Genomic DNA, 26577 nt, shown 5'->3' with positions numbered 1-26577 from the left:
CGCCCAGGCGGAAGGACCGGCTCGCCCCTGAGCTGAGCCCCTTCGTTGCAGGCTCAGAAGATTTCCACAACCTCGCCCGCCTCTTCTCCTTCCATCCCCAGAACCGCGCTCGGTCTCCAGCCACCCCACCCCGCCGCGTGATCCTGGCCTCCCATCCCCAAAGGAGGCCAACATGATCAAGCTACGGCTGGCCGTCACCGGAGCGCTCTTCACAGCCCTCGCCCTGTCCGCGGACCCGGCTCGAGCCGCATCCCACCCGCCGCGTCCGTGCTCACGAGTGGACCTCTGCATCCGACAACCATGGAGGCCGCTGACGCCCCCGAGGCAGAGCAGGCCCACTCGAGGTGAGATCGCCGCCGCCGCGGCCCTCGCCCAGCAGGGCGTGCCCTTCTCCTGGGGCGGAGGCTCGGCGGGCGGCCCCACTGTCGGCATAGGCAGGGGAGCAAGAACGCGAGGCTTCGACTGCAGCGGCCTGACCCTCTACGCCTGGGCCCGGGCAGGCGTGGCCCTCGGCCACTACACGGGCACCCAGTTCCGCCAGGGCCGCCGCGTTCCGCTCAGCGCCCGCCGCATGGGCGACCTGCTCTTCTTCGGTGGCGGCACAGGCGACCCCACCCATGTGGCCCTGTATCTAGGCGGTGGCCTGATGATCCACGCCCCCAAGACAGGAGACGTGGTGAAGAAGACGGACTTCCTCGGCTCGCCCTACTACCGTGCCATCTTCCGCGGCATGACGCGCCCCGGCTAGACCGCTCACCGCAGGGCGCAAACCTCCACCAACTCCTTGACGAGCCCGGAAAGCGTCGCCCGATCTTCCTCCCTGGAGGGCTCATACTCCATGAGACCGAGCCCCGCGACCTCGAACCGCTCAGCGACGGCGGAAACCAGGGCGAGCAGCTCATCGGGCCCCAGCCCGCCAGGCGTGGGGCACCCCACACTCGCGAAGACCTCCGGATCGAGCACATCGAAGTCGATATGCACATAGACGGCAGCGTCACCACGGACCTCCGCGATCGCCTCGGCAAGCGCCGCACCGGAATCCGCCACGGTCAGCCACCGAACCCCGCGATCCTCGACGAACGCCAGCTCGGCAGGATCGAGATCGCGCACCCCCGCCAGCACGATCCGCCCCGGATCCACATGCTCCCCCGGCACCAGCCCCGCGGGCCCTTCCCCGGTGAGCGCCCGCAGCACCATCCCATGAAAGGCCCCAGAAGGTGAGGAATCAGGCGTGTTCAAGTCCCCGTGCGCATCGAACCACACGACGACCAGCCGATCGCCGTACCTCTTCCTGGCCGCCGCCACCGGCTCCAGCTCGACCCCGCAATCCCCACCGGCGGTCACCACGAGCCCATCGGCAGCCTGGGCGATCGCCTCACGCACCCTGGAGGCAGTGATGACCAGATCATCATCAACGTCCACCCGCACGCGATGGCCGGCGTCCACCATGTCGGCCAGCAACCGAGCCCCTTCGCGCAACCGCTCCGCCGTACGCGCCCCCGACCCCCGCCACTGCGGCACCTCGACAACCGTCACCTCGGACAACGCACCCTCCTTAACGCGACCTATCACTCCAGGATGACGAGCGCGCGGCCACCCCGTCCAACGAGTTCCACCGTGATCACCGCCACGCCGACGCCCATGGGACTGACACCTGCCGGGACGGGGGCCCAGCGGGACGAGCGCCCACCAGGATGGATACCTGCCGGGACGGGCGCCCAGTAGGACGGGGCCCGTCGGAATGGACGCCCACTGGGATGGACGCCTGCTGGGACTGCCATCCTCCGAGACGAGCACCTGCCGGGACGGGCGCCTGCCGTGGCGGAGTCGGACGCGGAGAGCAGCCATACGGCACACGGAGGGCGCCCCGGGACGGACCCGAGCGTCCGTGCCACCTCCGCCCAAAGCGTGAGGGGATATTTGCATCACTACCTGAATCACTCTTGGTTACCTGCGACGTTCGGGGCAAACGCCTCTTAACCTGACTCTGCGTGTTGCCGAGTGGGCCGTTCCGAAGGTCATATTTTCGAGAACCGCATGTCAGGGCCGCGTGCCCCGATAGCATCTAGTGTTCTTGACCCCGGCAAGTGATGAGAATGGCAGAAGATCCATGAGTTCGGTGACCGTACGTGTGCCCGCGAAGGTCAACGTACAGCTTTCTGTCGGCCCGCTCAGGGAAGACGGCTACCACGACCTGGTGAACGTCTTCCATGCAGTATCGATCTTCGATGAGGTGGTGGCGAAGGAGTCCGAGTCGATCACCGTTGTGGTGAACGGCAAGTGGTCCGACCAGGTGCCGACCGACGACAGCAACCTGGCGATCCGGGCCGCCCGGGCGCTCGCCAAACACGCGGGCCGCACCTATGGCGCCGACCTGATCATCCAGAAGGACATCCCCGTGGCGGGCGGCATGGCGGGCGGCAGTGCCGACGCCGCCGGGGCGCTGGTGGCCTGCAACGAGCTGTGGGGGTTGGGGCTGCCGTTCGAGGACCTCATGGAGATCGCGGGCGATCTCGGCAGCGATGTGCCGTTCTCCCTGCTTGGGGGCACGGCGGTGGGCACCGGCCGGGGTGAGCAGCTGAGCGAGTTGCCCACTGGGGGCACGTTCCACTGGGTGTTCGCGCTGGCGGACGGCGGCCTCTCCACGGCCAGCGTGTACGCCGAATGCGACCGCCTCAGAGCGGCCTCAGGCGCTGAGGTTCCCTGGCCCCAGCTGGACGACTCTCTGATGGAGGCGCTGGGCACCGGTGACGCCTACTCCCTTGGCGCCCACCTGAGCAACGACCTCCAGCCCGCCGCGCTCAACCTCAGGCCGGAGCTCGGCCCCACCTTGGAAGCGGGCCGTCAGCACGGGGCCCTGGGAGCGATCGTCTCGGGGTCGGGCCCGACGTGCGCCTTCCTGGCCATCGACGCACTCCACGCCCGCGACCTGGCCCTCAGCCTGACCAGCACGGGAGCCGCCCACACCGCCGTAGCCGCCCACGGCCCGGTCCAGGGCGCCACCCTGGCCTGACCACGCATCCGGGCGCGTGAGCGGCGCCAGGGTTCCCGCCTGCAACCCGGGTACGATCTCCGCCCCTCGCCGGGGCAGCGCCTACCTGACGCCAATGCCGAGCGGTCCCACCTCGTGCGTATGCGAGGTGGCGGTCGGCCTTTGCATATGCCCAGCGGCGTCGCTTAACGCCTGCGCCGGATGGCGTCACTTGTCGTCTGCGTCCGGTGGTGCCGTCCAGCAGCTGCGCCGGGTGGCATCACCTGAGGTCTGCGTCCGGTGGTGCCGTCCAGCACCTGCGCCCGGTGGCATCACCTGACGTCTGTGCGCGGTGGTGCCGTCTAACCGCTGCGCCCGGTGGTGCCCGGCTGACGCTCATGCGGGTGCTGCGCGCCTCCGCGCTGTGGCGTGACGCGCATCGCACATGTCAGGTGGGAGCATCGCACGCCGAGGCCATTCGTTGGCTTCGGGACCATCGGCTCGCCACCACCGGACGGTACACACACGTCCCACCCACAGCCGGGCGTCAAGCTGGGCGGGCGGGAGATGGATGGGGAGCCGATACCCTTGGGAGGTCATGAATCTGGTCAACCTTGAGTCGGTCTCCCACGCCTATGGGCCCAAGCCGCTCCTCGACGACGTTTCCCTCGGCGTCGAGGCAGGCGAGCGCATCGGCGTCGTCGGGCGTAACGGAGGCGGCAAGACGACCCTGCTGTCCGTCATCGCGGGATCGGTGCGGCCGGACAAGGGACGGGTAACGCATACTCGGAGCCTGCGGGTCGGATTCCTGTCGCAGCACGACGCGATGGACCCGAACGCGACCGTGCGGCAGATCGTCCTCGGCGGGCTGGCCGAGCACGAATGGGCGGGGGACCAGCGGGTCCGCGAGATCCTCGTCAACCTGGTCGGCGACCTCGACCTCGACGCCAGGGCCGCCGATCTGTCGGGTGGGGAGCGCAGGCGTACGGCGCTGGCGCAGCTGCTCATCGACGACCACGACCTGATCATGCTCGACGAGCCTACGAACCACCTCGACATCGAGGCCATCGCCTGGCTCGCCGGCCATCTGGCGGGCAGGAAGAGCGCGCTGGTGGTCGTGACGCACGACCGGTGGTTCCTCGACGCAGTGTCCACCCGCACGTGGGAGGTCGTGGACGGACGGGTCGAGCGCTACGAGGGCGGATACGCCGCTTATGTGCTCGCCAAGGCCGAGCGGGCGCGGATCGCGCAGGCCGCAGAAGAGCGCCGCCAGAACCTCATGCGCAAGGAGATCGCCTGGCTGCGGCGCGGCCCGCCGGCCCGTACGTCCAAGCCGAAGTTCCGCATCGAGGCCGCACAGGCCCTGATCGCGAACGAGCCCCCGGCGCGCGAGACTGTCGAGCTGATGCGGTTCGCCGCGGCCCGCCTCGGCAGGACCGTCTACGACCTCGAGGACGTCACCCTGCACGCCGGCGGGCCGGGCAACGGGCCGCTGGTGCTCGGCGACCTCACGTGGCAGTTCGGCCCGGGGGACCGGATCGGGCTGATCGGGGTGAACGGCTCCGGCAAGTCGTCCCTGCTGCGCCTGCTCGCCGGCACGGTGACGCCCGACTCCGGGCGCGTGATCAGGGGCAAGACGGTACGCCTCGCGCACCTGTCCCAGGAGCTCGCCGAGCTCGACCCAACGCGGCGGGTGCTGGAGTCGGTCGAGGAAGTACGCAAGTACCTCCAGCTCGGCAAGAGGGAGTGGACGGCCTCCCAGCTGCTCGAACGCCTCGGGTTCAAGGGCGAGGCGCAGTGGAAGGTCGTCGGCGACCTGTCGGGTGGCGAGCGGCGGCGGCTGCAGCTGCTCAGGCTGCTCATGGACGACCCGAACGTCCTGCTGCTCGACGAGCCCACCAACGACCTCGACATCGAGACGCTCAACGAGCTCGAAGACCTGCTGGACGGCTGGCCGGGCACGCTGATCCTGGTGAGCCACGACCGCTACTTCCTGGAGCGGGTGACCGATCGGTGCGTGGCGCTGCTGGGTGACGGCAAGCTCTCGCTGCTGCCGGGCGGGGTGGACGAATACCTCGAACGACGCGCCGCCGGCACGGCCGTGACCGCCCGCTTGGGCACCCCTGTCGGGGCGACTCCGGCACCGGATCCCGGCAGCACGGTGTCCGGTGGCGGGGACGGCTCCGTGGCCGCGTCCGTCGCGGTCACGTCCGAGCCCGGCCAGCCAGGCGCCGGGTTGTCGGCCAAGGAGGAGCGCGAGCTTCGAAAGGAGCTCAACCGCCTGGAACGCCAGCTCGACAAGCTGAGCGACCAGGAGTCCCGCCTCCACGCGGCCATGGCTGAAGCGGCCAGCGACTACTCCAAGCTCGGCTCCCTCGACGCCCAGCTACGCGAGATCACCGCCCAGAAGGACACGATTGAAGCCGAGTGGCTCGACCTCGCCGACCGCCTGGGCGACTGACCCCCGCCCCACTGGAGATACGGCCGGCGGCTCTACGACGTGGCCCTCACGCGAGGCTCGCGGCCCCGGGAGTGCCCCCACGCGGGGCTGGCGGTCGCTCGGGGATCACGGGCCCGGCGCAGGGCTGGCGAGTCCAGTGTGGGTGTCGCGAGTCCGGGCGCGAGACCGATGTGCGGTGCGGAGATCGGCAAGTCGGGCGCGGGAGCGGCTCACACGCAGGGTTGGGCTGCCGGTGCGGATCGCAGATCGGACGCTGGCTGGTGGTGATGGTGTGGCCCGCGGATCTGGTGCTGGCCGGTGGCGGTGGGTGCGGTCGGCGGATTCGGCGGCGATTGGTGGTGGTGCGGCCCATGGGGCTGGAGCAAGTTGGCGCGCGACGGGGCCCACGTTCAGCGAAGAACGCGGCCCACATTGCGCTCGTAACGGCGAGCAGCCCGTGAGCCTTCACGACCGGCCATGACAGACGGAACGGGCGGCGGCGCGTGCGGTCAGCTTGGCCTGCCGTAACAAATGAAGACTCACGCGCCATGACAGACGGAACGGACGGCGGCGCGTGAAAAGAAGGTGAAAGCTCACGACGCGTCGAAGGGTGCGAGGAGCGTGCGGAGGAGGGAGGAGAGGAGGCGCTGATCGTCGGAGCCCAGGCCGGACAGCAGGTCGCGCTCGCGTCGCAGCAGGTCCGCGAAGGCGGCGTCGACCCGGGCCAGGCCGATGTCCGTCAGGGACACCAGCACGCCGCGGCGGTCCTCCGGGTCCGGGCGGCGCCGCACCAGGCCGGCCTGCGCGAGCCTGTCGATGCGGTTGGTCATGGTCCCGGACGTGACGAGCGTCGCCCGCAGCAGGGCCCCTGGGCTGAGCTCGTACGGCTTGCCGGCCCGCCGCAGCGCCGTCAGCACGTCGAACTCCCACGGCTCCAGGTCGTGTTCGGCGAACGCCGCCCGCCTGGCCCGGTCGAGATGCTTGGCCAATCGTGACACCCTAGAGAGCACGTGGAGCGGCTCGACGTCGAGGTCGGGACGCTCCGTGCGCCAAGCCGCGACGAGGCGGTCGACCTCATCCCTAGCATCCTCCGTCATGACACAAGAGTGTACTGTCTTGACATCGAGATATCTCTCTCGATATCAATTATCTTCATGTCAAGAGATATCTGGGACCCGGTGACCTACGCTGTCTACGCGGACGAGCGGTCGCGGCCGTTCATCGAGCTGCTCTCCAGGGTGGGGGCGGTCGATCCCGATTATGTCGTGGACGCGGGCTGCGGCAGCGGTGAACTCACCGTTGAGCTGGGCCGTCGGTGGCCCCGCGCGACCGTCGAAGGCTTCGACTCCTCCCCTGCGATGATCACCAAGGCCCGGCAGCTGCAATCGAATGTCAGGTTCGCGGTGGCGGACGTGGAAACATGGCGCCCTGACCGGCCGATGGACGTGCTCGTCTCGAACGCCGTCCTGCAGTGGGTGCCGGAGCATCGGGCCGTGCTGGAGCACTGGATCGAGGACCTGGCCCCGGGAGGCTGGCTGGCGTTCCAGGTGCCCGGCAACTTCGACGCACCCAGCCACGTCGCGATCCGCGAACTGTGCGCCTCCCGCGCCTGGTCCGACAAGCTCAGCGACGTCGTCAGGGCCAATCCCGTCGACGATCCCATCGAGTACCTGGACCTGCTCAATCACGGTGGAGCCCAGGTGGACGCGTGGGAGACGACCTACATGCACGTGCTCCAAGGCGAGAACCCGGTGCTCGACTGGGTCTCCGGCACTGCCCTGCGCCCCATGTTCGACCGGCTCGACCCCGACGAGCAGCGCCGGTTCAAGAATGACCTCGCCAAGGCGCTCGCCGAGGCGTATCCGGCCCAGAGCTATGGCACCCCGTTCCCATTTCGGAGGATCTTCGTGGTGGTACAGAAATGAGTGGGGTGCAGATATGAGGGCGGTGCAGAAATGATCAGGCAGATTCATCATGTTCAGCTCGCCGCGCCCAGCGGCAGTGAGCCCGAGTTAAGGCTTTTCTACGAGGGTGTGCTGGGGCTCCGGGAGGTGCCCAAGCCGCCGGAGCTGGCCAAGCGCGGGGGCGTGTGGTTCAGGGGCGAGGGGGTAGAGGTGCACCTCGGCATCGAGGACGACTTCAGGCCCGCGCGCAAGGCCCACCCCGCGTTCCTGGTGGACGACCTCGACGCCTATGCCACCGGCGTGGAAATCGACGACCTGTTCCCCGGGTATCGGCGGATCTATCTGTCGGACCCCGTGGGCAACAGAATTGAGCTCCTGCAAGTCGTGTGATGTTCACCTCATAGTGGCATGATGTTCCGAAATCGGACTCTTGTGAGGTGTAGTGGGCATCGAGATTGAGGACAAGTTCGACGTTCCTCCCGATTACGCTATCCCGGACCTGAGCGGTCTGGCCGACGTCGTAGGCCCGAAGAGCCACCAGCTCGTGGCCCTCTACTACGACACCCCGGACCTCCGGCTGGCCGCTCGAGGCGTCACGCTCAGGCGACGACGGGGCGGCCACGATCCCGGCTGGCACCTCAAGCTGCCCAAGGCCAAGGGTGTGCGCCAGGAGATCACGCACCCGCTCACCCGTAGCACCAGGATCGTGCCTCTCGAGCTGGTCGAACTCGTCCGCGCCTACACCCGGGGCGCCGAGCTCCAGCCCGTCGCCGAGCTGGACACCCGCAGGAGCATCACCGTCCTGCTCGACGGCGACACCAAGCTGGTCGAGATCGCCGACGACCGCGTCAAGGGCACGGTGTTCCAGGATGAGCCCAAGATCGTACGGTGGCGCGAGGTCGAGGCGGAGCTGCTCGCCGAGGATCGCCAGGCATTCCTCGCCAAGGTCGGCAAGCGTCTCAGGAAGGCCGGCGCGACGCCCTCCGAGGCCGCCAGCAAGCTCGCCAAACTGCTCGAACCCGCCCCCCTCCCCAAGGCGCCCACCGAACCGGGCACGGCGGGTGAGGTCGTCGTCGCCTACCTGGCCGGCCAGGTGGCCGCCCTGCTCTCGCAGGATCCACGGGTACGCAGGGCGGAGGAGGACGCCGTGCACCAGATGCGCGTGGCGGCCCGCAGGCTGCGCAGTGCGCTCAAGGCGTTCAAGAGCGTCGTGACCGACACCGGCCCGCTCCAGGACGAGCTGCGCTGGCTCGGCACGGTGCTCGGTGAGGCCCGTGACCTGGAGGTGATCAGGGCCAGGTTCGCCAAGGAGCTGGCGGGCCTGCAGCCCGAGCTGGTCACGGGCCCCATCCAGACCCGGCTCGGCGCGGATCTGCACAAACGCGAGCAAGAGGCGTACACCCGGATCAAGGACACGCTCAGCAGCGACCGCTACTACACCCTGCTCAACGCGCTCGACCAGCTCGTATCGGCCCCGCACCTGGGGAAGGCGGCGGACAAATCGGCCCAGGACAAGCTCGCCGCCATCGCCGCGGCCAACTGGGCCAGGGTGACGAAGGCCTACGACACCGCTCAGGCCATCGAAGACCCGGAACGTCATGAAATAGCCATGCATGACGTGCGCAAAGCCGCTAAACGCGCTCGTTACACTGCGGAAGCGCTCCAGCCCACCCTCGGCGCGAGCATGGCCAAGCTGGCCAAGCGGGCCGAGGACATCCAGGAAATCCTGGGCGCGCACCAGGACGGCGTCGTCGCCCAGGAGACGCTGGCGAAGGAGGCCGAGAGCGCCCGGCAGGCAGGCGAGGACACGTTCACGTACGGACTGCTCATCGGGATCGAGCGGAGCACCGCCGAACGGGCACACGCCGAGTTCCCCAGAGTCTGGGCAGAGACCCTCAAGGCGGTTAAGAAGGTTCTATGAGGAACCTTCCCACCATCCCCTTCGAGCGCGGCAGCCTGCTCGACGTCCCCGAGGCGTACCGGGACCTGCGGGCCGAAGAGGGCATCGCGAAGGTACGTACCCGGATGGGCGACGAGGTCTGGCTGGTCACCGGCTACGAGGACGCGCGCAGCCTGTTCAACGACCCCAGGCTCGGCCGCTCACATCCGGAGCCGGACAAGGCCGCACGGCTGTCGAGTTCGGCGCTGCTCGGCGGCCCCCAGGGCGAAGTGGCCACGGAGAAGGCCGAGCACGACCGCATGCGCAAGCTGTTCATGCCGTCCTTCTCGGCCCGCAGGATGAAGGCGCTCAGGGACCACGTCGGTTCGCTCGTCGATGAGCGGCTCGACCACCTGGCCAAGCTGACGCCTCCGGCGGACCTGCACGCCGAGCTGTCGTTCCCGCTGCCCGTGCTGGTCATCTGCCAGCTCCTCGGCGTGCCGTACGAGGACAGGGAGTACTTCGGCGGCGTGTCGTCCCGCATGGGGGACATGCTGGACATGGAGAAGAGCCAGGGTGCCCGCGAGGAGCTGAGCGCCTACATGGCCGGCCTGATCGAGCGCAAGCGGCGCGAGCCGGGGGAGGACGTGCTGTCGGACCTGGCGAACGAGCTGGACGACGACGGGCGGATCGCCGCGCTGGCCGGCGGGCTGCTGTTCGCCGGGCACGAGACCACGGTCAACCGCATCGACTTCGGCGTGCTGCTCCTCCTTGCCAACCCCGGCCAGCGCGACCTGCTCACAGCCGACCCGGCTCTCGCCCCGGGCGCGGTCGAGGAGATCCTGCGCATGGTGGTGACGAGCCTGCACGGCCTGCCCAGGTACGCCCACGAGGACATCGAGATCGGCGGCCGCACGATCCGTACGGGCGAGGCCGTCGTGATACTCACGGGAGTGGCCAACCGGGACGAGCGGATCTATCCGGATCCGGATGTGTTCGACATCCGCCGTCCGCAAACCAACCCGCATCTGAGCTTCGGGTATGGCCCGCGCTTCTGCATCGGCGCCAGCCTGGCCAGGGTCGAGCTGGAGGCCGTGTTCAGCCGGCTGTTCCAGCGCTTCCCCACCTTGGGGCTGGCTGTGCCCATGGAGGAGCTGCCCCGCAGCGAGGGGAGGATCGCGGACGGCTTCGCCCGGCTTCCGGTCACGTGGTGATCAGGACGCGTAGCGCTCGACGCTGACGACGTGCCCGCCCGCCTTGTGCAGCACGGCGAAGGCGCCCTTACGCAGGTGCACGTCCTTGCCGCTCAACGCCTTGACCAGGTTGGGCAGCACCTTGCGGTGGCTGCACACGGCCGCGGGCACCGCGATGTCCCTGACCAGGGCGGTCGTCTTCTCCGGGTCGTGGCTCTCCTCGCTGAGCAGCGGCTCGAGCTTGGTCTCCGCCCCGGCCCCGGCGCCGTACGGCTCCAGGGTCTGGACGCACCGGGCGCTGGGGGAGCTGATCAGCAGCTCGGGCCGGTAGGCGGGGAGCGCGGCGGCCAGATTAGCCGCCTGGGCCCGGCCGCCGGCGTCGAGCGGGCGCAGCGCGTCGTCGTCCTGCCACTCGCTCCTGGAGCCGGCTGAGGCGTGCCGTACGAGCACGAGGGGCACGGTCTCGAGCGGCGCCGCCGGCAGCGCACGCAGCAGCCCCACGTCCCATTCGTATGTCAGCAGTTGCCTGGCCTCCTCCAGCGGCAGCCAGCGCAGCTCGTCCACCTCGTCGCCGGGGGAGAACCCGTCATCCCCGGCCACCCGCGCCACCCAGTAGTCGACCCGCTTGAGCCGGCCGGTGCTGAGGTAGTGGACCGGCGGCAACGCGCGGCCGAGCAGCACGGTCAGGCCGGTCTCCTCGCGCACCTCGCGCAGGGCGGCGGCGATCTCGTGCTCCCCGGACTTCAGCTTGCCCTTGGGGAAGGTCCAGTCGTCGTACCCCGGCCGGTGAATGACGGCGACTTCCGGGCGACTCTCCTCGCCCCTCCAGACCACGGCTCCGGCGGCGCGGAGCAGGTCAGTCATCAACGGTCCTCCAGCGGCGCGTACCGATGAGGTGGCTCTGAGGATCCTCGCCTGGATGGCGGGCCCATGTGCCATCGGAGTTCAGCCACCACGCGTTCGTGGTCTCGGCCATGGTCAGGTCCATCAGCTCGATGAGATAGGCCTTGTGCTGCGGCGACGTCACCTTGACCAGGGCTTCGACGCGGCGATCGAGGTTCCGGCGCATCAGGTCCGCGCTGCCGATCCACACCTCGGGCCGGCGGCCCAGGCCGAACTCGTACACCCGGGAGTGCTCAAGGAAGCGCCCCAAGACCGACCTTACGCGGATATTTTCGGACAAATCTGGAATTCCTGGGCGGAGGCTGCAGATGCCCCGCACCCACAGGTCCACCGGGACACCAGCCCTGGACGCCCGGTAGAGCGCGTCGATTATCGGCTCGTCCACCAGCGAGTTCGTCTTGATCCTGATCCGCGCGGGCCGCCCCGCCTGCGCGTGGGCGATCTCGCGCTCGATCCTGGCCAGCAGCCCGCTGCGCATGGAGTGGGGCGCGACCAGCAGCCGGCGGTAGGCGGAGTGGTTGGAGTAGCCGGTCAGGTGGATGAACAGGTCCGTCACATCCTCCCCGACCAGCGGGTCCGCCGTGAGCAGGCCGAAGTCCTCGTACTGCCTGGCCGTCTTGGGGTTGTAGTTGCCGGTGCCGATGTGGCAGTAGCGGCGCAGCTCGCCCGAGGCCTCCTGGCGCACCACGAGCGCGAGCTTGCAGTGGGTCTTCAGCCCGACCACGCCGTAGACGACGTGGCAACCGGCCTTCTCCAGCTTGCGGGCCCAGGAGATGTTCGCATGCTCGTCGAAGCGGGCCTTGATCTCCACGACCACCACGACCTGCTTGCCCGCCTCGGCCGCGTCGATCAGCGCGTCCACGATGGGGGACTCGCCGCTGGTGCGGTAGAGGGTCTGCTTGATCGCCAGCACCCTGGGGTCGGCCGCGGCCACCTCGATGAAGCGCTGCACGCTGGTGGCGAACGAGTCGTACGGGTGGTGCAGCAGCACGTCGCGCTCGCGCAGGATCGAGAAGATGTCGTCCTCGGCGTTGATCACCTCGGCGGGCACGAACGGCCGGTAGCTCAGCTCGCCCCGCTCCAGGTCGGCGATCGCGTGCAGGCCCGACAGATCGAGCGGCCCCTGCACGCGGTAGATCTCGTGCGGCGCCAGCTCCAGCTCCTCCACCAGCGGCGCCAGCACCTCCGCAGTGATCGTGTCCTCGACCTCCAGCCGCACGGGCGGACCGAAGCGCCGCTTGAGCAGCTCCTTCTCCAGGGCCTGCATGAGGTTCTCGGTGACGTCCTCGTCCACGTCGAGATCCTCGTTCCTGGTGACGCGGAAGACGTGGTGCTGGAGGATCTCCATGCCCTTGAAGAGCTGTCCCAGATGCGCCGCAATGACATCCTCAAGCGGGACAAATCGGTCTTTGGAGGCAGGTACGAATCGGGGCAGCTGCGACGGGACCTTGACCCTCGCGAAAACCGTGTGATCGGTCGCCGGATTACGCACCAGAACCGCGAGATTCAGGCTGAGTCCCGAAATATAGGGAAAAGGATGTGCGGGGTCCACGGCCAGCGGCGTCAGCACCGGCCTGATCCGCTCCCTGAACAGCTTGCGCAGCTCGGTGCGCTCCTCGCGCCCCAGGTCGTCCCACCTGACGATCTCGATGCCCTCGGCCGCGAGCTGCGGGCAGATGTGCTGGTGGAAGGCCGCGGCGTGCCGCCTGGCCAGATCGTCCGCGATCATGCCGATCCTGGCCAGCTCCTCGCGCGGCTTCAACCCGCTCTTGGTGCGCAGCAGCAGGCCCGTGGCCATGCGCCGTTTCAGGCCGGCCACGCGTACGCGGAAGAACTCGTCGAGATTGCTCGCGAAGATCGCCAGGAAGCGCACCCGCTCCAGAAGCGGGATCGACGGATCCTCGGCCAGCTCGAGCACGCGTTCGTTGAACTGGAGCCAGCTCTCCTCGCGATTGAGAAACCGCTCCTGAGGGAGGGGCAGGTCGTTAGGGGCTTGGAACGGTTCCGCGGACATATGGCCTATATTGCCCTGTTTGATTGAACAGAACGTTAACGCGGCCGCAACGGCTCAACCCGAAAAGTCAGCCACGCTCTACCCAATCGTCACCCAAGCCATCCCCGCTGTTCAAGCCCACCCTCGCGCCGACGTGCGCTGACGTCGCTTGGGAAGGGGGGATCAGAGCGCCGAGCCGGCGTTCGGGCACCGCTCATCCGGGCCGCTGGTACCCGCAGAGCCTTTGCCGGGGACCGTTACTCGGGGTGGTCCACCTGTTCGAGGCGGGCGGCGCGTTCGGCCAGGCGAGCCTCGCGTTGGCGGATCTTCTCCTCGCGCTCGCGAGCCTTCTCCGCCTCCTTCAGCAGCCGCTCCCGCTCCTTGAGCTCACGCACCCGAGCCTTCTCGGCCTCCTTGAGCTCCTTCTGACGCGCCTTCTCGGCCTCCCTGAGCTCCTTCTCGCGCACCCTCTCCAGCTCGCGCAGCTCCTTCTCGCTGGTGCTGCGCGCCTTGGACGCGGCGGCGGACTGCTCGCGGGTCACGGCGGTGATGGACGGGTTGGGGTTGAGCCCGGTCAGGCCGTTCCACGCCAGGTTGACCAGGTGGGCGGCGACCTCCTCGCGCCCGGGCTTGCGTACGTCGAGCCACCACTGCCCCGTCAGCGCCACCATGCCGACCAGCATCTGGGCGTACATCGGCGCGAGCTTGGGGTCGTAGCCGCGCGCCGCGAACTCGTCGGCCAGGACATCCTCGACCTGGCTGGCGATCTCGCTGATCAGGCTCGCGAACGTGCCGGTGCCGGAGGCGGCGTGGGAGTCGCGTACGAGGATGCGGAAGCCCTCGCTGCTCTCCTCGATGTACTGGAGCAGCGCCAGCGCGGCCCGCTCCAGCTTGACCAGAGAATGGGTGGCGGACAGAGCCTCGGTGATCATGCCGAGCAGCTTCTGCATCTCGCGGTCGACCACGACCGCGTAGACGCCTTCCTTGCCGCCGAAATGCTCATATACCACGGGTTTCGACACCTGTGCGGTAGCTGCGATTTCCTCGATAGAGGTCCCGTCGAACCCCTTTTCCGCGAAGAGGGTGCGGCTGATGCGGATCAGCTGCTCTCTGCGCTCGCTACCGGACATACGCCTGCGAGATCGGGGTTCGGTCACGGTCTCCATAATGACTGCCACGGATACGTGGCCGTTCATCGGCTGATCGGCTTCAGGCAATGCGCTTCGCCGCCAGCCGCTCAGGCGTCGGCCAGCGGACGTCGGACACCCAGCCGAGCCTCTCGAAGATCCGGATCAGCCCGGCGCTCAGGTCGATCTGGCCCTTGAGCGCGCCGTGCCGGGCGCAGGTCGGGTCGGAGTGGTGCAGGTTGTGCCACGACTCGCCGAAGGACGGGATGGCCAGCCACCAGACGTTGCGCGACTTGTCGCGTACCTGGAAGTCCTCCTCGCCGAAGACGTGGCAGATCGAGTTGATCGACCAGGTCACGTGGTGGAGCAGCCCGATGCGTACGATCGAGCCCCAGAACAGCGCGGTCACCGCGCCCTGCCAGGACCAGGTGACGAGGCCGCCGATCACGCCGGGAAGCGCGATCGAGGCGATGGCGATCGTGCCGAACCACTTGTGCAGCTTGAGCACGTCCGGGTCCTTGCACAGGTCAGGGGCGTACTTCTCCCTGTTGGTCCGCTCGCTCTCGAACAGCCAGCCCATGTGGGCGTAGAGCAGGCCCTTGGACATGGACTTGAAGCCGGGCCCGAAGCGCCACGGCGAGTGCGGGTCGCCCTCCTTGTCGGAGAACTTGTGGTGCTTGCGGTGCGTGGCCACCCAGTCGAGCACCGACATCTCCAGCGACAGGCTGCCCGCGATGCCCATCGCGATCTTCAGCGGCCGCTTGGCCTTGAACGAGCCGTGGGTGAAGTAGCGGTGCAGCCCGACGGTCACGCCGAGCCCGGAGACCACGTAGAAGACGAAGGAGATGGCGATGTCCGTCCAGCCGAGTCCCCATCCCCACGCGAACGGCACCGCGCCCGCGATCGCGATCAGCGGCAGTCCGACGACGAGGCCGAAGGTGAACAGTTCTGCCCTGGATTTCGGCTCGGGTTCGAATTCAGGCTTAGGGGCTGGGGCTGCGCGCTCGGTGAGAACGGTCATGAACGGCCTCCAACGGCATGAATGAGGATGTATGTCCGGGCTACGCCACCGTAACCTACGCCAGCGTAAGTAAGGAAGCCCTAAGCCGTGAATGGGGGGAAGGTGACTGTCTGGCATGCAAGGTGGGTGGGGTTCGTGTCTTGCGTCGTTTAGGACGGTCTGTTATACGGGTTGACGCGCCGTGCGTCGCCGCTACCAGGAGACTTCGCCCTCGCGCCGGTGTGGGACGCAATTACGGGCGCGCGCCGGGGCGCGGGCTCGGTATCGTAGGGATGTGTCGGACGCCATGTGTCCGATCTATCCCGGATCGTCTAATCGGCAGGACAAGTGGTTTTGGTCCACTTTGTAGGGGTTCGAGTCCTCTTCCGGGAGCTGTGACCTGCTCCCGGCGAGAAAGTTCGGGTGCGGCCAGGTATCCTCACGGTGTCGGGAGGGTAGCGGTGCGGTAGCCGTACCAAATGCCCTGATCCGTCCAGTCACAGGGAGCCTCAGTCCGTGAGTGTGCCGCGCCCGGCAGCCGTCATCGTCCTCGCCGCCGGCGAGGGCACCCGGATGAAGAGCCAGACCCCGAAGGTCCTGCACGAGCTATGCGGCCGTGCGTTGGTCGACCACATGCTCGCAGCCGCCCGCGACCTCGGTCCGGAGCAGCTGATCGTCGTCATCGGCCACGCGCTCGAGCGGGTCGGCGGCCACCTGGCCGCCACCAGCCCCGACGCGCGCGCCGTCGTCCAGCGGGAGCAGCGCGGCACCGGCCACGCGGTCCGCACCGTTCTCGAGGAGGTCGGCACGATCTCCGGCACGGTGCTGGTCACGTACGGGGACGTGCCGCTCCTCCGCACCCAGACCCTCGCCGAGCTGCTCGAACGGCACGAGACCGACGGCAACGCGGTCACCGTGCTGACGGCCCACGTGCCCGATCCGACCGGCTACGGGCGGATCATCCGGGACGAGAGCGGCGCCGTGCTGGAGATCGTCGAGGAGAAGGACGCCAGTCCTGACCAGCGCGCCATCAAGGAGATGAACTCCGGCATCTACGCCTTCGACGGCGACCTGCTCGCCGACGCCGTCAAGCGCGTGTCCACCGACAACGCCCAGGGCGAGGAGTACCTCACCGATGTCCTGGCCATCCTGCGTGGCGACGGCCACCGGGTCGGCGCCTGCGTGGCCGGCGACCACGTCGAGGTCGAGGGCGTCAACGACCGGGTGCAGCTCGCCTTCGCCCGCAAGGTGCTCAATCAGCGCCTGCTCGAAGACCACATGCGCGCCGGGGTGACGATCGTCGACCCCGGCAGCACCTGGATCGACGTCGGCGTGCGGATCGCGCCCGACACCGTGATCCACCCCGGCACCCAGCTCCACGGCGAAACCGTGATCGAGGCCGGTGCCGAGGTCGGCCCCGCCACCACGCTGACCGACACCCGCGTCGGCGAGGGGGCGACAGTGCGCAACGCCGTCTGCGACAACGCCGAGATCGGCCCGGAGGCCAACGTCGGCCCCTACGCGTACCTGCGCCCCGGCACGGTGCTCGGCAGCAAGTCCAAGGCCGGCACGTTCGTCGAGATGAAGAACACCAAGGTCGGCGAGCGCTCCAAAGTGCCGCACCTGTCCTACGCGGGCGACGCCACGATCGGCGACGACGTCAACATCGGCGCGGCCGTGGTGTTCGTCAACTACGACGGGGTCAACAAGCATCGCTCCACGGTGCGTGACGGCGCGTTCGTGGGATGCGACACGATGCTCGTCGCTCCCGTGACCGTCGGAGACGGCGCCTACACGGCCGCCGGGTCCGTCATCGACAGCGATGTGCCCCCTGGCGCCATCGGGGTGGCCCGAGCACGGCAGCGCAACATCGAGAAATGGGTCTTGCGCAGGCGCGCGGGCACGAAGTCGGCCGCGGCCGCCCAGCGGGCGCTGGCCGAGCAAGAGCAGCAGGAGAGTGGGACGTGAGCAGTATCAAGCAACCGGGGGAGAAGAACCTCATGCTCTTCTCCGGCCGGGCCTTTCCTGAGCTGGCCGACGAGGTCGCCCAGCACGTCGGCGTCTCCCTGACCCCCACCAAGCTGATCGACTTCGCCAACGGCGAGATCTACGCCCGTTATCTGGAGTCCGTACGCGGCTGTGACGCCTTCGTCATCCAGAGCCACACCGCCCCCATCAACCAGTGGATCATGGAACAGCTCATCATGGTCGACGCGCTGAAGCGGGCCTCCGCCAAGCGCATCACCGTGGTCATGCCGTTCTTCGGCTACGCCCGTCAGGACAAGAAGGGCCGCGGCCGCGAGCCGATCACCGCCAGGCTGATGGCCGACCTGTTCAAGACCGCCGGCGCCGACCGGCTCATGTCGATCGACCTGCACACCTCGCAGATCCAGGGCTTCTTCGACGGCCCGGTCGACCACCTGTTCGCCATGCCGGTGCTGGAGAGCTACCTCAAGAACAAGCTCGACCTGGAGAACACGACGGTCGTCTCGCCCGACACCGGGCGCGTGCGCCTGTCGGAGCGCTGGGCCGACACGCTGGGCACGCCGCTGGCGTTCATCCACAAGCGCCGCGACCTCGACGTGGCCAACCAGGTGAAGGTCAGCGAGGTCGTCGGAAAGGTCCGCGGCCGCACCTGCGTGCTGATCGACGACATGATCGACACCGCGGGGACCATCTGCAAGGCCGCCGACGCCCTCTACGAGCAGGGCGCCACCAACGTGATCACCGCCGCCACCCACGCGGTCTTCTCCGACCCCGCCGTGGACCGGCTGAAGAACTCCCGGATCTCCGAGGTCATCGTCACCAACACGCTGCCGCTGCCGGAGTCCAGCAGGTTCGACAAGCTGACGGTCCTGTCGATCGCGCCGCTCATCGCCCGCGCGATCACCGAGATCTTCCAGGACGGCTCGGTCACGAGCTTGTTCGAGGGAGACACCTGAAACAAGTAGACTGGCACGGTTGCGCTCGTAACGCCTTCCGCTAGGGCGGGTGAGGGGGAGCGCCGACACACCGATCCTCAAGCATCCCTAGGAGATGTCATGTCTGAAGTACGTATCGCCGCCGAGACGCGCACCGTGTTCGGCAAGGGCGCCGCTCGCAAGATCCGCCGCGCCGACAAGGTGCCCGCCGTTCTCTACGGTCACGGCATCGACCCCAAGCACCTGACCCTGCCCGGCCACGAGGTGCTGCTCGCGCTCCGCACGCCCAACGTGCTGATCCACCTCAAGGGTGACGGCGTCGACGAGCTGGCCCTGCCCAAGGGCGTGCAGCGCGACCCGATCAAGGGCTTCGTCGAGCACGTCGACCTGCTCCTGGTCAAGCGCGGCGAGAAGGTCACGGTCGAGATCCCGGTCACCACGGTCGGCGACGTCCACTCCGACGGCCTGCTCGACCAGCAGCTCATGTCGGTCGCGATCGAGGCCGAGGCCACCCACATCCCGACCGGCGTCGAGGTCGACGTCGAGGGCCTGGAGGTCGGCACCGCCATCACCGCCGGCGACCTCCGGCTCCCGCAGGGCGCCACGCTGGTCGCCGACCTGGACACCGTCATCCTCCAGGTCATCGCCAAGCCGGTCGAGGCGCCGGAGGAGGGCGAGGAGGCTGCCGAGGGCGAGGTCGCCGTGGCCGCCGAGGGCGAGACCGCAGAGGCCCCCGCGGCCGAGTAACGGGTCCGATTCGTGAACGGGGTGGCCGGACTCGAGCCGCCCCGTTCCGCTGTAAGAGGTGCACATGGATCGCTGGCTGATCGCCGGACTGGGCAATCCCGGCCCCGAATACGCGGGCAACAGGCACAACGCGGGCTTCATGGTGCTCGACGAGCTCGCCGCCAGGGCCGGAGGGCGGTTCAAGGCGCACAAGAGCAGGGCCGAGGTGTGCGAGACCAGCGCCGCCATCCTGGCCAAACCCCTCACCTACATGAACCTCTCCGGCGGGCCCGTCAAGGCGCTCTCCGACTTCTACAAGATCGGCCCTGACCGGCTGATCGTCGTCCACGACGAGCTCGACGTCCCGTACGGCGCCCTCAGGGCCAAGCTCGGCGGCGGCGACAACGGCCACAACGGCCTCAAATCGATCACCAAGGTCCTCGGCACCCGCGACTACCTGCGCGTCCGCTTCGGCATCGGGCGGCCCCCCGGGCGCATGGACCCGGCCTCCTTCGTGCTCAGGGACTTCGCCACCATGGAGCGCAAGGACCTGCCCTTCCTCGTGGACCGGGCGGCCGACGTCGTGGAGTCGCTGATGTCCCGCGGCCTGGACGTCACCCAGAACGACTTTCACCGGGCTGATCTGAACATTTCTGGCCCTCCACGCTGATCCCCACATAAGTCCGTTTCCCCGGTTGCCGGCCCGCTCCGCGGCTACGATCCCTGACGTCTGCGGCCGAGAGGAATCACATACCTCTTCGTGGTTGGTATGTTACGCTCGGTGACACGGTTACGGGATTGAGCGCACCCGGCCTGACCGGGGTACGGCTGTGTGGTCTGTTATCGGAACCGCATCAGGCGTGCTTCGCCATGCCGGGGCTGCCGCCAACCAGCCCAGAGCGGGCCGTCGTCGTCCCGCAGTGCGGCCTGTGCCTGTCCGCCAGGCAGGAGCGAGAGCTGCGAGCTTCGGGCCGTCAGGCCCGAGTCGTTGACGAATGGTCACCTGGAGGCACGTGTGCGCGATGAGGGACTCATGACCGTCGTCAGTGCTGGCCACGTGGCCTCCTGGCGGGTCGGCCCGCGCACGCCGTTCTGGGTTCGCAGCTACCGGTTGCGTGCCGTGCTGGCCGACCTCTGCGGTGCGGGGATGGGGGCCGGGATCGCCTTCTACGTGCGGTTCGGCGGGTTCACGCCGTACGTTCTGCCGTATCTCCTGGTCAGCCTGGCCCTGCCGGTGGTGTGGGGGTGCGCGGTGGCGCTCAACCGGGCCTACGAGCCACGCATGCTCGGCGTCGGGTCCGAGGAGTTCCGCAGGGTCGTGCAGGCGGGCGTGGCGCTGACCGCGGGCACCGCCATCGGCTCGTACGTGACCAAGACCGACGTCGCACGCGGCTACGTCGTGCTCGCGCTGCCACTGGTCACGCTGCTCACGCTGGTCCTCAGATATGCCCTGCGCCGCTCCCTGCACCGTCGCAGGGCGGCGGGGGAATGCATGCGCAAGGTCGTCGCGGTCGGCCACGCGGCCTCGATCGAGGAGCTGGTGCGGTTCTTCCGGAGGGAGCGCCACCACGGCATGGACGTCGTGGCCGCCTGCCTGCCCGGCGGCACGCCGGGCGACCGCGTGGGCGAGGTGCCCGTCGCGGGCGACCTCAGCGACGTGCCGATCGTGGTCGAGCAGCTCGCCGCCGACACCGTGGCCGTGCTGGCCTGTCCCGAGATGGACGGCCAGGCGCTGCGGCGGCTGGCCTGGCGGCTGGAGCGCACGCACACCGAGCTGGTGGTCGCGCCCGCGCTGATGGACGTGGCCGGGCCGCGCACCATGATCAGGCCGGTCGCCGGGCTCCCGCTGCTCCACGTGGAGCATCCCGAGCTGGCCGGGGCGAGGCAGCTGGTCAAGAACGTCTTCGACCGGCTGGGCGCGGCCGCGCTCCTGGTGCTGCTCGCGCCCTTGCTGGCGGGGCTGATGGTGGCCGTTCGCGCGACGAGCCCCGGGCCCGCGCTGTTCAGGCAGACCAGGGTGGGCAGGGACGGCAGGCTGTTCACGATCCTGAAGTTCCGCACCATGCGGCGCGGGTCCGAGCGGCAGAAGATCACCCTGGTCAGCGACCGCGAAGGCGTGCTGTTCAAAATCAGGAACGATCCACGGGTCACGCCGCTGGGCACGCTCATGCGGCGCCATTCGCTCGACGAGCTGCCCCAGCTCATCAACGTCGTGCTCGGTCACATGTCGCTCGTCGGCCCCCGCCCCCCGCTGCCCGACGAGGTGGCGCGTTACGGTGATGACGTGCGGAGACGGCTCCTCGTACGGCCCGGGCTTACCGGGCTGTGGCAGGTCAGTGGTAGATCTGACCTATCTTGGGAGGAATCCGTACGTCTCGACCTGCGTTACGTGGAGAACTGGTCCCTCACGCTCGACCTCCAGATCCTGTGGAAAACTTGGTCGGCCGTCGCCCGCGGGCAAGGAGCATATTGATGACGATTCGCGACGACCACGCACTCGCCGCTGATCTGGCGACCGAGGCGGGTGAGCGGTTGCTGCAGGTTCGCGAGCGCATGGGTTTCGCCGACGCGTCCGCGCTACGGGCCGAGGGTGACCGGTCCTCCCACGTCTTCCTCATGGAGTCGCTGGCCAGGCTCCGGCCGAGCGACAGCGTGCTGTCGGAGGAGGCCACGCGCGAGGAGCGGCTCGACCCGCGCAGGCTCAGCGCGTCCCGGGTGTGGATCGTCGATCCCCTCGACGGCACTCGCGAGTTTTCGGAGCGGCGAGCCGGCCCCGGAAGCGGCAGCTTGCGTAACCAAGACGGGGCCGAAGGGAGCGCGACCATAAGCGCAGAGGAGGGCAGGACCGACTGGGCCGTCCACGTGGCGCTGTGGGAGAGCGGCAGGCTGACCGCGGGCGCCGTGGCCCTACCCGCCCAGGGCCGCACGCTGACCACGGCCGACCCGCCCAAGCCGCCCTCCTATGACGGGGGGCGGTTCCGCATCGCGGTGAGCCGTACGCGGCCGCCCGAGTTCGTGCGGAGGCTGGCCTACCTCGTCGGGGCCGACCTGGTTCCCATCGGTTCCGCGGGGGCGAAGATCTCGGCGGTGCTCACCGGCGAGGTCGAGGCGTACGTACACGCCGGGGGTCAGTACGAGTGGGATTCCGCCGCTCCGGTCGCCGTCGCCCTGGCCGCAGGGGTCCACGCGAGCCGAATCGACGGCTCCGAGCTGACCTATAACCAAGCCGACCCGTCACTACCCGATATCCTGGTTTCCCTACCGGAGCTGGCGACATCCCTGCTCGCCGGGATTCGGGACCTGCACCGCTAAACCGCCGGAGGAAGCTCCCATGCTCCAGCGCGACTACACGACGTCGCAGCTCGACGTGCTCGAGGCCGAAGCCATTCACATCATGCGCGAAGTGGCGGCCGAGTTCGAGCGTCCCTGTCTGCTCTTCTCCGGGGGCAAAGACTCGATCGTCATGCTCCGCATCGCGGAGAAGGCGTTCTGGCCCGCGGCCATCCCGTTCCCGCTCATGCACGTCGACACCGGTCACAACTTCGACGAGGTCATCGAGTTCCGCGACCGCCGCTCCGCCGAGCTGGGCGCGCGGCTGATCGTGGCCAGCGTGCAGGACTCCATCGACGCCGGACGCGTGGTCGAGGAGACCGGGCGGCGCGCCTCGCGCAACCGCCTGCAGACCACCACGCTGCTCGACGCGATCGAGGAGCACGAGTTCGACAGCGTGTTCGGCGGCGCACGCCGCGACGAGGAGAAGGCCCGCGCCAAGGAGCGGGTCTTCTCCTTCCGCGACGACTTCGGCCAGTGGGACCCGAAGAACCAGCGCCCCGAGCTGTGGAACCTCTACAACTCGCGCATCCGCAAGGGCGAGCACATCCGCGTCTTCCCGCTTTCCAACTGGACCGAGCTCGACGTCTGGGACTACATCAGGCGCGAGGGCATCGAGATCCCCTCCATCTACTTCGCCCACACCCGCAAGGTGTTCGAGCGCGACGGCATGCTGCTGCCCGACTCCGACGTCGTGAAGCGTGGCGACGACGAGCCGCTGTTCGAGGCCGTGGTGCGCTACCGCACCGTGGGCGACATGACCTGCACGGGCGCCGTGCAGTCCACGGCCGCCACGGTCGAGGAGATCATCGAGGAGATCGCGGCCACCCGGATCACCGAGCGCGGGGCCACCAGGGCCGACGACCGCTCGTCCGAGGCCGCTATGGAGGACAGGAAGCGAGAGGGCTACTTCTAATGGACATTCTTCGCTTTGCCACTGCGGGAAGCGTCGACGACGGCAAGTCCACCCTCATCGGACGGTTGCTCTTCGACTCCAAGGCGATCTTCGAGGACCAGTTGGAGGCGGTCGAACGGACCTCGCGCGACCGGGGCACCGAATACACCGACCTGTCGTTGCTCACCGACGGACTGCGGGCCGAACGGGAGCAGGGCATCACGATCGACGTGGCGTACCGCTACTTCGCCACGCCCAAGCGGAAGTTCATCATCGCCGACACGCCCGGCCACATCCAGTACACCAGGAACATGGTCACCGGCGCCTCCACGGCCGACCTGGCGATCATTCTCATCGACGCGCGCAAGGGCGTGCTGGAGCAGTCGCGGCGGCACGCGTTCCTGACCACGCTGCTGCGGGTGCCGCACCTGGTGCTGGCCGTCAACAAGATGGACCTGGTGGACTACTCGCAGGAGCGGTTCGAGGAGATCAGGGAGGAGTTCACGGCGTTCGCGTCCAAGCTGAACGTCACCGACCTCACCTTCATCCCGATCTCCGCGCTCAACGGCGACAACGTGGTCTCGCGCTCCGAGAACATGCCCTGGTACCTCGGCACGTCGCTCCTGCACCACCTGGAGAACGTCCACATCGCCTCCGACCGCAACCTGGTCGACGTGCGTTTCCCCGTCCAGTACGTGATCCGCCCGCAGCGGGCCACCGAGCAGGCCTTCCACGACTACCGCGGCTACGCCGGCCAGGTGGCCGGTGGCGTGCTGAAGCCCGGCGACGAGGTGGTGCACCTGCCGTCCGGGCTCACGACGCGCATCGCCTCGATCGACACCTTCGACGGGCCGGTCGAGGAGGCGTTCCCACCCATGTCGGTGACGCTGCGCTTCGAGGACGACCTCGACATCTCGCGCGGCGACATGATCGCCCGGCCCAACAACCAACCGCAGGCGGCGCAGGAACTGGAGGCGATGGTCTGCTGGATGGCCGACGGTCTCAAGCTGACGCCGCGTTCCAAGCTGACGATCAAGCACACCACCCGTACGGCTCGCGCCCTGGTGCGTGACCTGCACTACCGGCTCGACGTCAACACCCTGCACAGGGACGAGGAGGCGACGTCGCTCGGCCTCAACGAGATCGGGCGGGTGTCGCTGCGGGTCACGCAGCCGCTGTTCGTGGACGACTACGCACGTAACCGGCTCACCGGCGGCTTCATCCTCGTGGACGAGGCCACGAACGGCACCGTCGGCGCCGGCATGGTCATCGACGCCACGTAGGTAGATCTTTCCGGGGTTCGCCAACCCTTTGATTACGCTCCGCGCTAGGGTCATCGCGTTCTGTGTTCACGACGTGAAGGCTCTCCTCCGTGACCGACCGCGCGACCACCACCCGGGTCATCTACCTCGGAGGCCTCGGACGCAGTGGTACAACACTGCTCGAGAGGCTCCTGGGTGAGCTGCCCGGCGTGGTCGCGCTCGGGGAGGTAGTGCACCTCTGGGAGAGAGGGGTGCTCGCGGAGGAGCTCTGTGGGTGCGGCACCCCGTTTCCCGCCTGCCCCTTCTGGCGGCAGGTGGGGGAGCGCGCTTTCGGCGGATGGACCCCGGCGTTGGTGGGGAGGGTTCTGACGCTGCGGCACCGCGTCGACCGCACCCGCAGGATCGCGCGCATCGAGCACCCCGACCTGGCCGAGTACGTGCAGGCGTACCGGCTCCTGTACGAGGCCACCGGCGCCCGGGTCGTGATCGACTCCAGCAAGCACGCGTCGCTGGCCTGCTGTCTGGTCGCGGGCGGGGTGGACGTACGGATCGTCCACGTGGTCAGGGACCCGCGAGCCGTCGCCCACTCGTGGGCCAGGACCGTGCGTCGCCCCGAGGACGGGCGGCCCATGACCCGATGGGGACCCGCCCGCACGGCGATCCACTGGACGGCCCAGAACGCCGCTCTCGAGCTTCTGCCGAGGCGCGGGGCCCGCGTCACCAGGGTCCGCTACGAGGACCTGCTGGCCGCCCCCGGACCCACGCTCGCCTCCCTGGCACTCGGCCTCGGCCTGACGGAGCCGGACCGGCCGTTCCTCGACGATCGCACGGCCTGGCTCGGCCCCTCCCACACCGCCTCCGGCAACCCGATGCGCTTCCTCGTGGGGCGGGTCGAGCTGCGCAGAGACGACTCGTGGGTGGCGGGGTTGCTCGACGGTGACCGGCGGGTGGTCAACGCGCTCACCTTGCCGCTCAGGGCCCGGTACGGCTACCGGGAGGCACCGTGACCCCTTCAGTGTGCGTCGTGGTCCCGACCAGAGGCGACCGGCCGGCGCAACTGCGCGAGGCGGTGGAGTCGGCGCTCTCCCAGGACTACCCGGGAAGCCTCTCCGTGCTGGTGGTCGCCGACGGCGTCGCCCCGGCGCACGTCGACGTGCCGGCCTCCGTCCATGTCCTGCCGAACACGCGCACGCCCGGCCTCCCCGGTGCCAGGAACACCGGCATCGCGGCCTGCGACACCGACCTCGTCGCCTTCTGCGACGACGACGACCTGTGGCTGCCCGGCAAGCTCGCCGCCCAGGTGCGGGCGCTGCACGACCGGGGCGGCGCGTTCGCGAGCTGCGGCATCGAGGTGGAGTACGTCGGAGAGCAGGGTCGCCGCGTGCCCCGCCTGGCCGGTCGGGACTGGGTGACCGTGGACGACCTGGTCCGCTCGCGCATGGTGATGGTGCACTCGTCGACGTTCCTGTTCGAGCGTGGCGCCCTGTGGGCCGACGAGACCGCCCCCCACGGCCAGAACGAGGACTGGGATCTGGCCCTGCGCGCCGCCAAGCGGCGACCGATCACGTACGTGGACCGTCCGCTCGTCCGGGTGCGCTGGGGCGCGTCCCACTACGTCGCCCGCTGGGCGGACCGCATTGCCGGGCTCGACTGGATGCTCGCCCGGCACCCCGAACTGGCCGTGGATCCGCGCGGCGCGGCGCGGGTCTACGGCCAGCTGGCCTTCGGCCACGCGGCGCTCGGCCACCGCCGCGAGGCGACCCGCTGGGCCTTCCGCGCGCTGGCGACCCGCCCGGGTGAGCCACGCGCCCCGATCGCCCTGGCGGTGGCGGCCGGCCTCATCTCCGCGCCAACGGTCCTTTCCGCCCTTCACCGTAGGGGGCATGGCATTTGACTCCGCCCAGAACCACCACCTCACCTGTTCCACCCCAACGCCTCCCCGAGGACACCGTCCCGCCCATAACGCTTGGGGACGCGCCGCTTGGGGACGCGCCCCGGGCCGAGGCGCCCCGGGGGGAGGCGTCGCCCCCGAG

Annotated in this window: 23 protein-coding genes and 1 tRNA gene; 18 read left to right on the top strand and 6 right to left on the bottom strand. The window is 68.9% G+C overall.

All coding sequences use genetic code 11. The features are described from left to right. The first annotated feature begins 172 nt into the window (after positions 1-172). Positions 173-748 (top strand): NlpC/P60 family protein, encoded by a 576-nt coding sequence (locus ACQPWU_RS53590; RefSeq protein WP_433434705.1) that lies wholly within the window; start codon positions 173-175, stop codon positions 746-748. 5 nt (positions 749-753) lie between these two features. On the opposite strand, the gene ACQPWU_RS53585 is transcribed toward ACQPWU_RS53590, so the two are convergent. Beyond that, complete coding sequence (locus tag ACQPWU_RS53585; protein WP_433434703.1) at positions 754-1461, bottom strand: arginase family protein; 708 nt, start codon at positions 1459-1461, stop codon at positions 754-756. A gap of 649 nt (positions 1462-2110) precedes the next feature. Between ACQPWU_RS53585 and ACQPWU_RS53580 the strand changes: the two genes are divergently transcribed. Both ACQPWU_RS53580 and ACQPWU_RS53575 read left to right on the top strand, forming a co-directional pair. Further along, positions 2111-3013, top strand: coding sequence for a 4-(cytidine 5'-diphospho)-2-C-methyl-D-erythritol kinase (locus ACQPWU_RS53580; protein WP_360689436.1), 903 nt, complete (start codon positions 2111-2113; stop codon positions 3011-3013). 556 nt (positions 3014-3569) lie between these two features. Further along, positions 3570-5432 carry an ABC-F family ATP-binding cassette domain-containing protein gene (locus ACQPWU_RS53575; protein WP_433434702.1) on the top strand — a complete coding sequence of 621 codons (1863 nt, stop codon included), beginning with the start codon at positions 3570-3572 and terminating at the stop codon, positions 5430-5432. Positions 5433-6004: 572 nt separating this feature from the next. On the opposite strand, the gene ACQPWU_RS53570 is transcribed toward ACQPWU_RS53575, so the two are convergent. Continuing rightward, entirely contained in the window at positions 6005-6508 is a 504-nt protein-coding gene (locus tag ACQPWU_RS53570; RefSeq protein WP_433434700.1) for a MarR family winged helix-turn-helix transcriptional regulator, read from the bottom strand. 57 nt (positions 6509-6565) lie between these two features. On the opposite strand from ACQPWU_RS53570, the gene ACQPWU_RS53565 reads away from it, so the two are divergent. Genes ACQPWU_RS53565 through ACQPWU_RS53550 form a run of 4 tightly spaced genes read left to right on the top strand, consistent with a single transcriptional unit; the run spans position 6566 to position 10408 of the window. Then, positions 6566-7336 carry a trans-aconitate 2-methyltransferase gene (locus ACQPWU_RS53565; protein ID WP_433434698.1) on the top strand — a complete coding sequence of 257 codons (771 nt, stop codon included), beginning with the start codon at positions 6566-6568 and terminating at the stop codon, positions 7334-7336. A gap of 30 nt (positions 7337-7366) precedes the next feature. Further along, a complete protein-coding gene (locus tag ACQPWU_RS53560) occupies positions 7367-7705 on the top strand; it encodes a glyoxalase (RefSeq protein ID WP_433434696.1) in 339 nt (112 codons plus the stop codon). Positions 7706-7757: 52 nt separating this feature from the next. After that, positions 7758-9236 carry a CHAD domain-containing protein gene (locus ACQPWU_RS53555; RefSeq protein ID WP_433434694.1) on the top strand — a complete coding sequence of 493 codons (1479 nt, stop codon included), beginning with the start codon at positions 7758-7760 and terminating at the stop codon, positions 9234-9236. Beyond that, on the top strand, positions 9233-10408 hold the full coding sequence (locus ACQPWU_RS53550; RefSeq protein WP_433434692.1) for a cytochrome P450: 1176 nt from the start codon (positions 9233-9235) through the stop codon (positions 10406-10408). Before ACQPWU_RS53555 ends, ACQPWU_RS53550 begins: the two co-directional genes overlap by 4 nt. Here the strand turns inward: ACQPWU_RS53550 and ACQPWU_RS53545 are convergent, their stop codons facing one another. From ACQPWU_RS53545 to ACQPWU_RS53530, 4 genes are all read right to left on the bottom strand, one after another. Further along, positions 10409-11251: an NUDIX hydrolase gene (locus tag ACQPWU_RS53545; RefSeq protein ID WP_433434690.1), complete on the bottom strand. Its 843-nt coding sequence runs from the start codon at positions 11249-11251 to the stop codon at positions 10409-10411. Further along, positions 11244-13304, bottom strand: coding sequence for an RNA degradosome polyphosphate kinase (locus ACQPWU_RS53540; protein ID WP_433434688.1), 2061 nt, complete (start codon positions 13302-13304; stop codon positions 11244-11246). Before ACQPWU_RS53540 ends, ACQPWU_RS53545 begins: the two co-directional genes overlap by 8 nt. Before the next feature lie 236 nt (positions 13305-13540). Beyond that, entirely contained in the window at positions 13541-14413 is an 873-nt protein-coding gene (locus ACQPWU_RS53535; protein WP_433445527.1) for a TetR family transcriptional regulator, read from the bottom strand. A gap of 79 nt (positions 14414-14492) precedes the next feature. Continuing rightward, complete coding sequence (locus tag ACQPWU_RS53530) at positions 14493-15431, bottom strand: acyl-CoA desaturase (protein WP_433434686.1); 939 nt, start codon at positions 15429-15431, stop codon at positions 14493-14495. A gap of 300 nt (positions 15432-15731) precedes the next feature. Between ACQPWU_RS53530 and ACQPWU_RS53525 the strand changes: the two genes are divergently transcribed. The 11 genes from ACQPWU_RS53525 (at position 15732) to ACQPWU_RS53475 (ending at position 26438) form a co-directional block, all read left to right on the top strand. Further along, positions 15732-15803, top strand: a tRNA-Gln gene (locus ACQPWU_RS53525). Between the two features lie 123 nt (positions 15804-15926). After that, entirely contained in the window at positions 15927-17378 is a 1452-nt protein-coding gene (gene glmU / locus ACQPWU_RS53520) for a bifunctional UDP-N-acetylglucosamine diphosphorylase/glucosamine-1-phosphate N-acetyltransferase GlmU (RefSeq protein ID WP_433434684.1), read from the top strand. Then, on the top strand, positions 17375-18352 hold the full coding sequence (locus tag ACQPWU_RS53515) for a ribose-phosphate diphosphokinase (RefSeq protein ID WP_433434682.1): 978 nt from the start codon (positions 17375-17377) through the stop codon (positions 18350-18352). The genes glmU and ACQPWU_RS53515 overlap by 4 nt, the downstream gene beginning before the upstream one ends. Positions 18353-18451: 99 nt before the next feature. After that, positions 18452-19078 carry a 50S ribosomal protein L25/general stress protein Ctc gene (locus tag ACQPWU_RS53510; protein WP_433434680.1) on the top strand — a complete coding sequence of 209 codons (627 nt, stop codon included), beginning with the start codon at positions 18452-18454 and terminating at the stop codon, positions 19076-19078. A 64-nt stretch (positions 19079-19142) separates the two neighbouring features. Beyond that, positions 19143-19727 (top strand): aminoacyl-tRNA hydrolase, encoded by a 585-nt coding sequence (gene pth / locus ACQPWU_RS53505; RefSeq protein ID WP_433434678.1) that lies wholly within the window; start codon positions 19143-19145, stop codon positions 19725-19727. A gap of 363 nt (positions 19728-20090) precedes the next feature. After that, positions 20091-21530, top strand: a complete 1440-nt coding sequence (locus tag ACQPWU_RS53500) for a sugar transferase (RefSeq protein WP_433434676.1) — start codon at positions 20091-20093, stop codon at positions 21528-21530. Further along, positions 21530-22369, top strand: coding sequence for a 3'(2'),5'-bisphosphate nucleotidase CysQ (locus tag ACQPWU_RS53495; protein WP_433434674.1), 840 nt, complete (start codon positions 21530-21532; stop codon positions 22367-22369). Before ACQPWU_RS53500 ends, ACQPWU_RS53495 begins: the two co-directional genes overlap by 1 nt. A 19-nt stretch (positions 22370-22388) precedes the next feature. Continuing rightward, on the top strand, positions 22389-23303 hold the full coding sequence (gene cysD, locus ACQPWU_RS53490; RefSeq protein ID WP_433434672.1) for a sulfate adenylyltransferase subunit CysD: 915 nt from the start codon (positions 22389-22391) through the stop codon (positions 23301-23303). Continuing rightward, positions 23303-24565, top strand: a complete 1263-nt coding sequence (gene cysN / locus ACQPWU_RS53485) for a sulfate adenylyltransferase subunit CysN (RefSeq protein WP_360689471.1) — start codon at positions 23303-23305, stop codon at positions 24563-24565. Before cysD ends, cysN begins: the two co-directional genes overlap by 1 nt. Positions 24566-24654: 89 nt before the next feature. Further along, on the top strand, positions 24655-25551 hold the full coding sequence (locus ACQPWU_RS53480) for a sulfotransferase (RefSeq protein ID WP_433434670.1): 897 nt from the start codon (positions 24655-24657) through the stop codon (positions 25549-25551). Next, positions 25548-26438: a glycosyltransferase family 2 protein gene (locus tag ACQPWU_RS53475; protein WP_433434668.1), complete on the top strand. Its 891-nt coding sequence runs from the start codon at positions 25548-25550 to the stop codon at positions 26436-26438. The genes ACQPWU_RS53480 and ACQPWU_RS53475 overlap by 4 nt, the downstream gene beginning before the upstream one ends. Positions 26439-26577: the final 139 nt, after the last annotated feature.

Origin of the sequence: Nonomuraea sp. CA-141351 (assembly GCF_050944675.1) — a bacterium.
GTDB lineage: Bacteria > Actinomycetota > Actinomycetes > Streptosporangiales > Streptosporangiaceae > Nonomuraea.
Note: the sequence above shows the minus strand (reverse complement) of the source record. Positions and strands in the feature narration are given on the sequence as shown.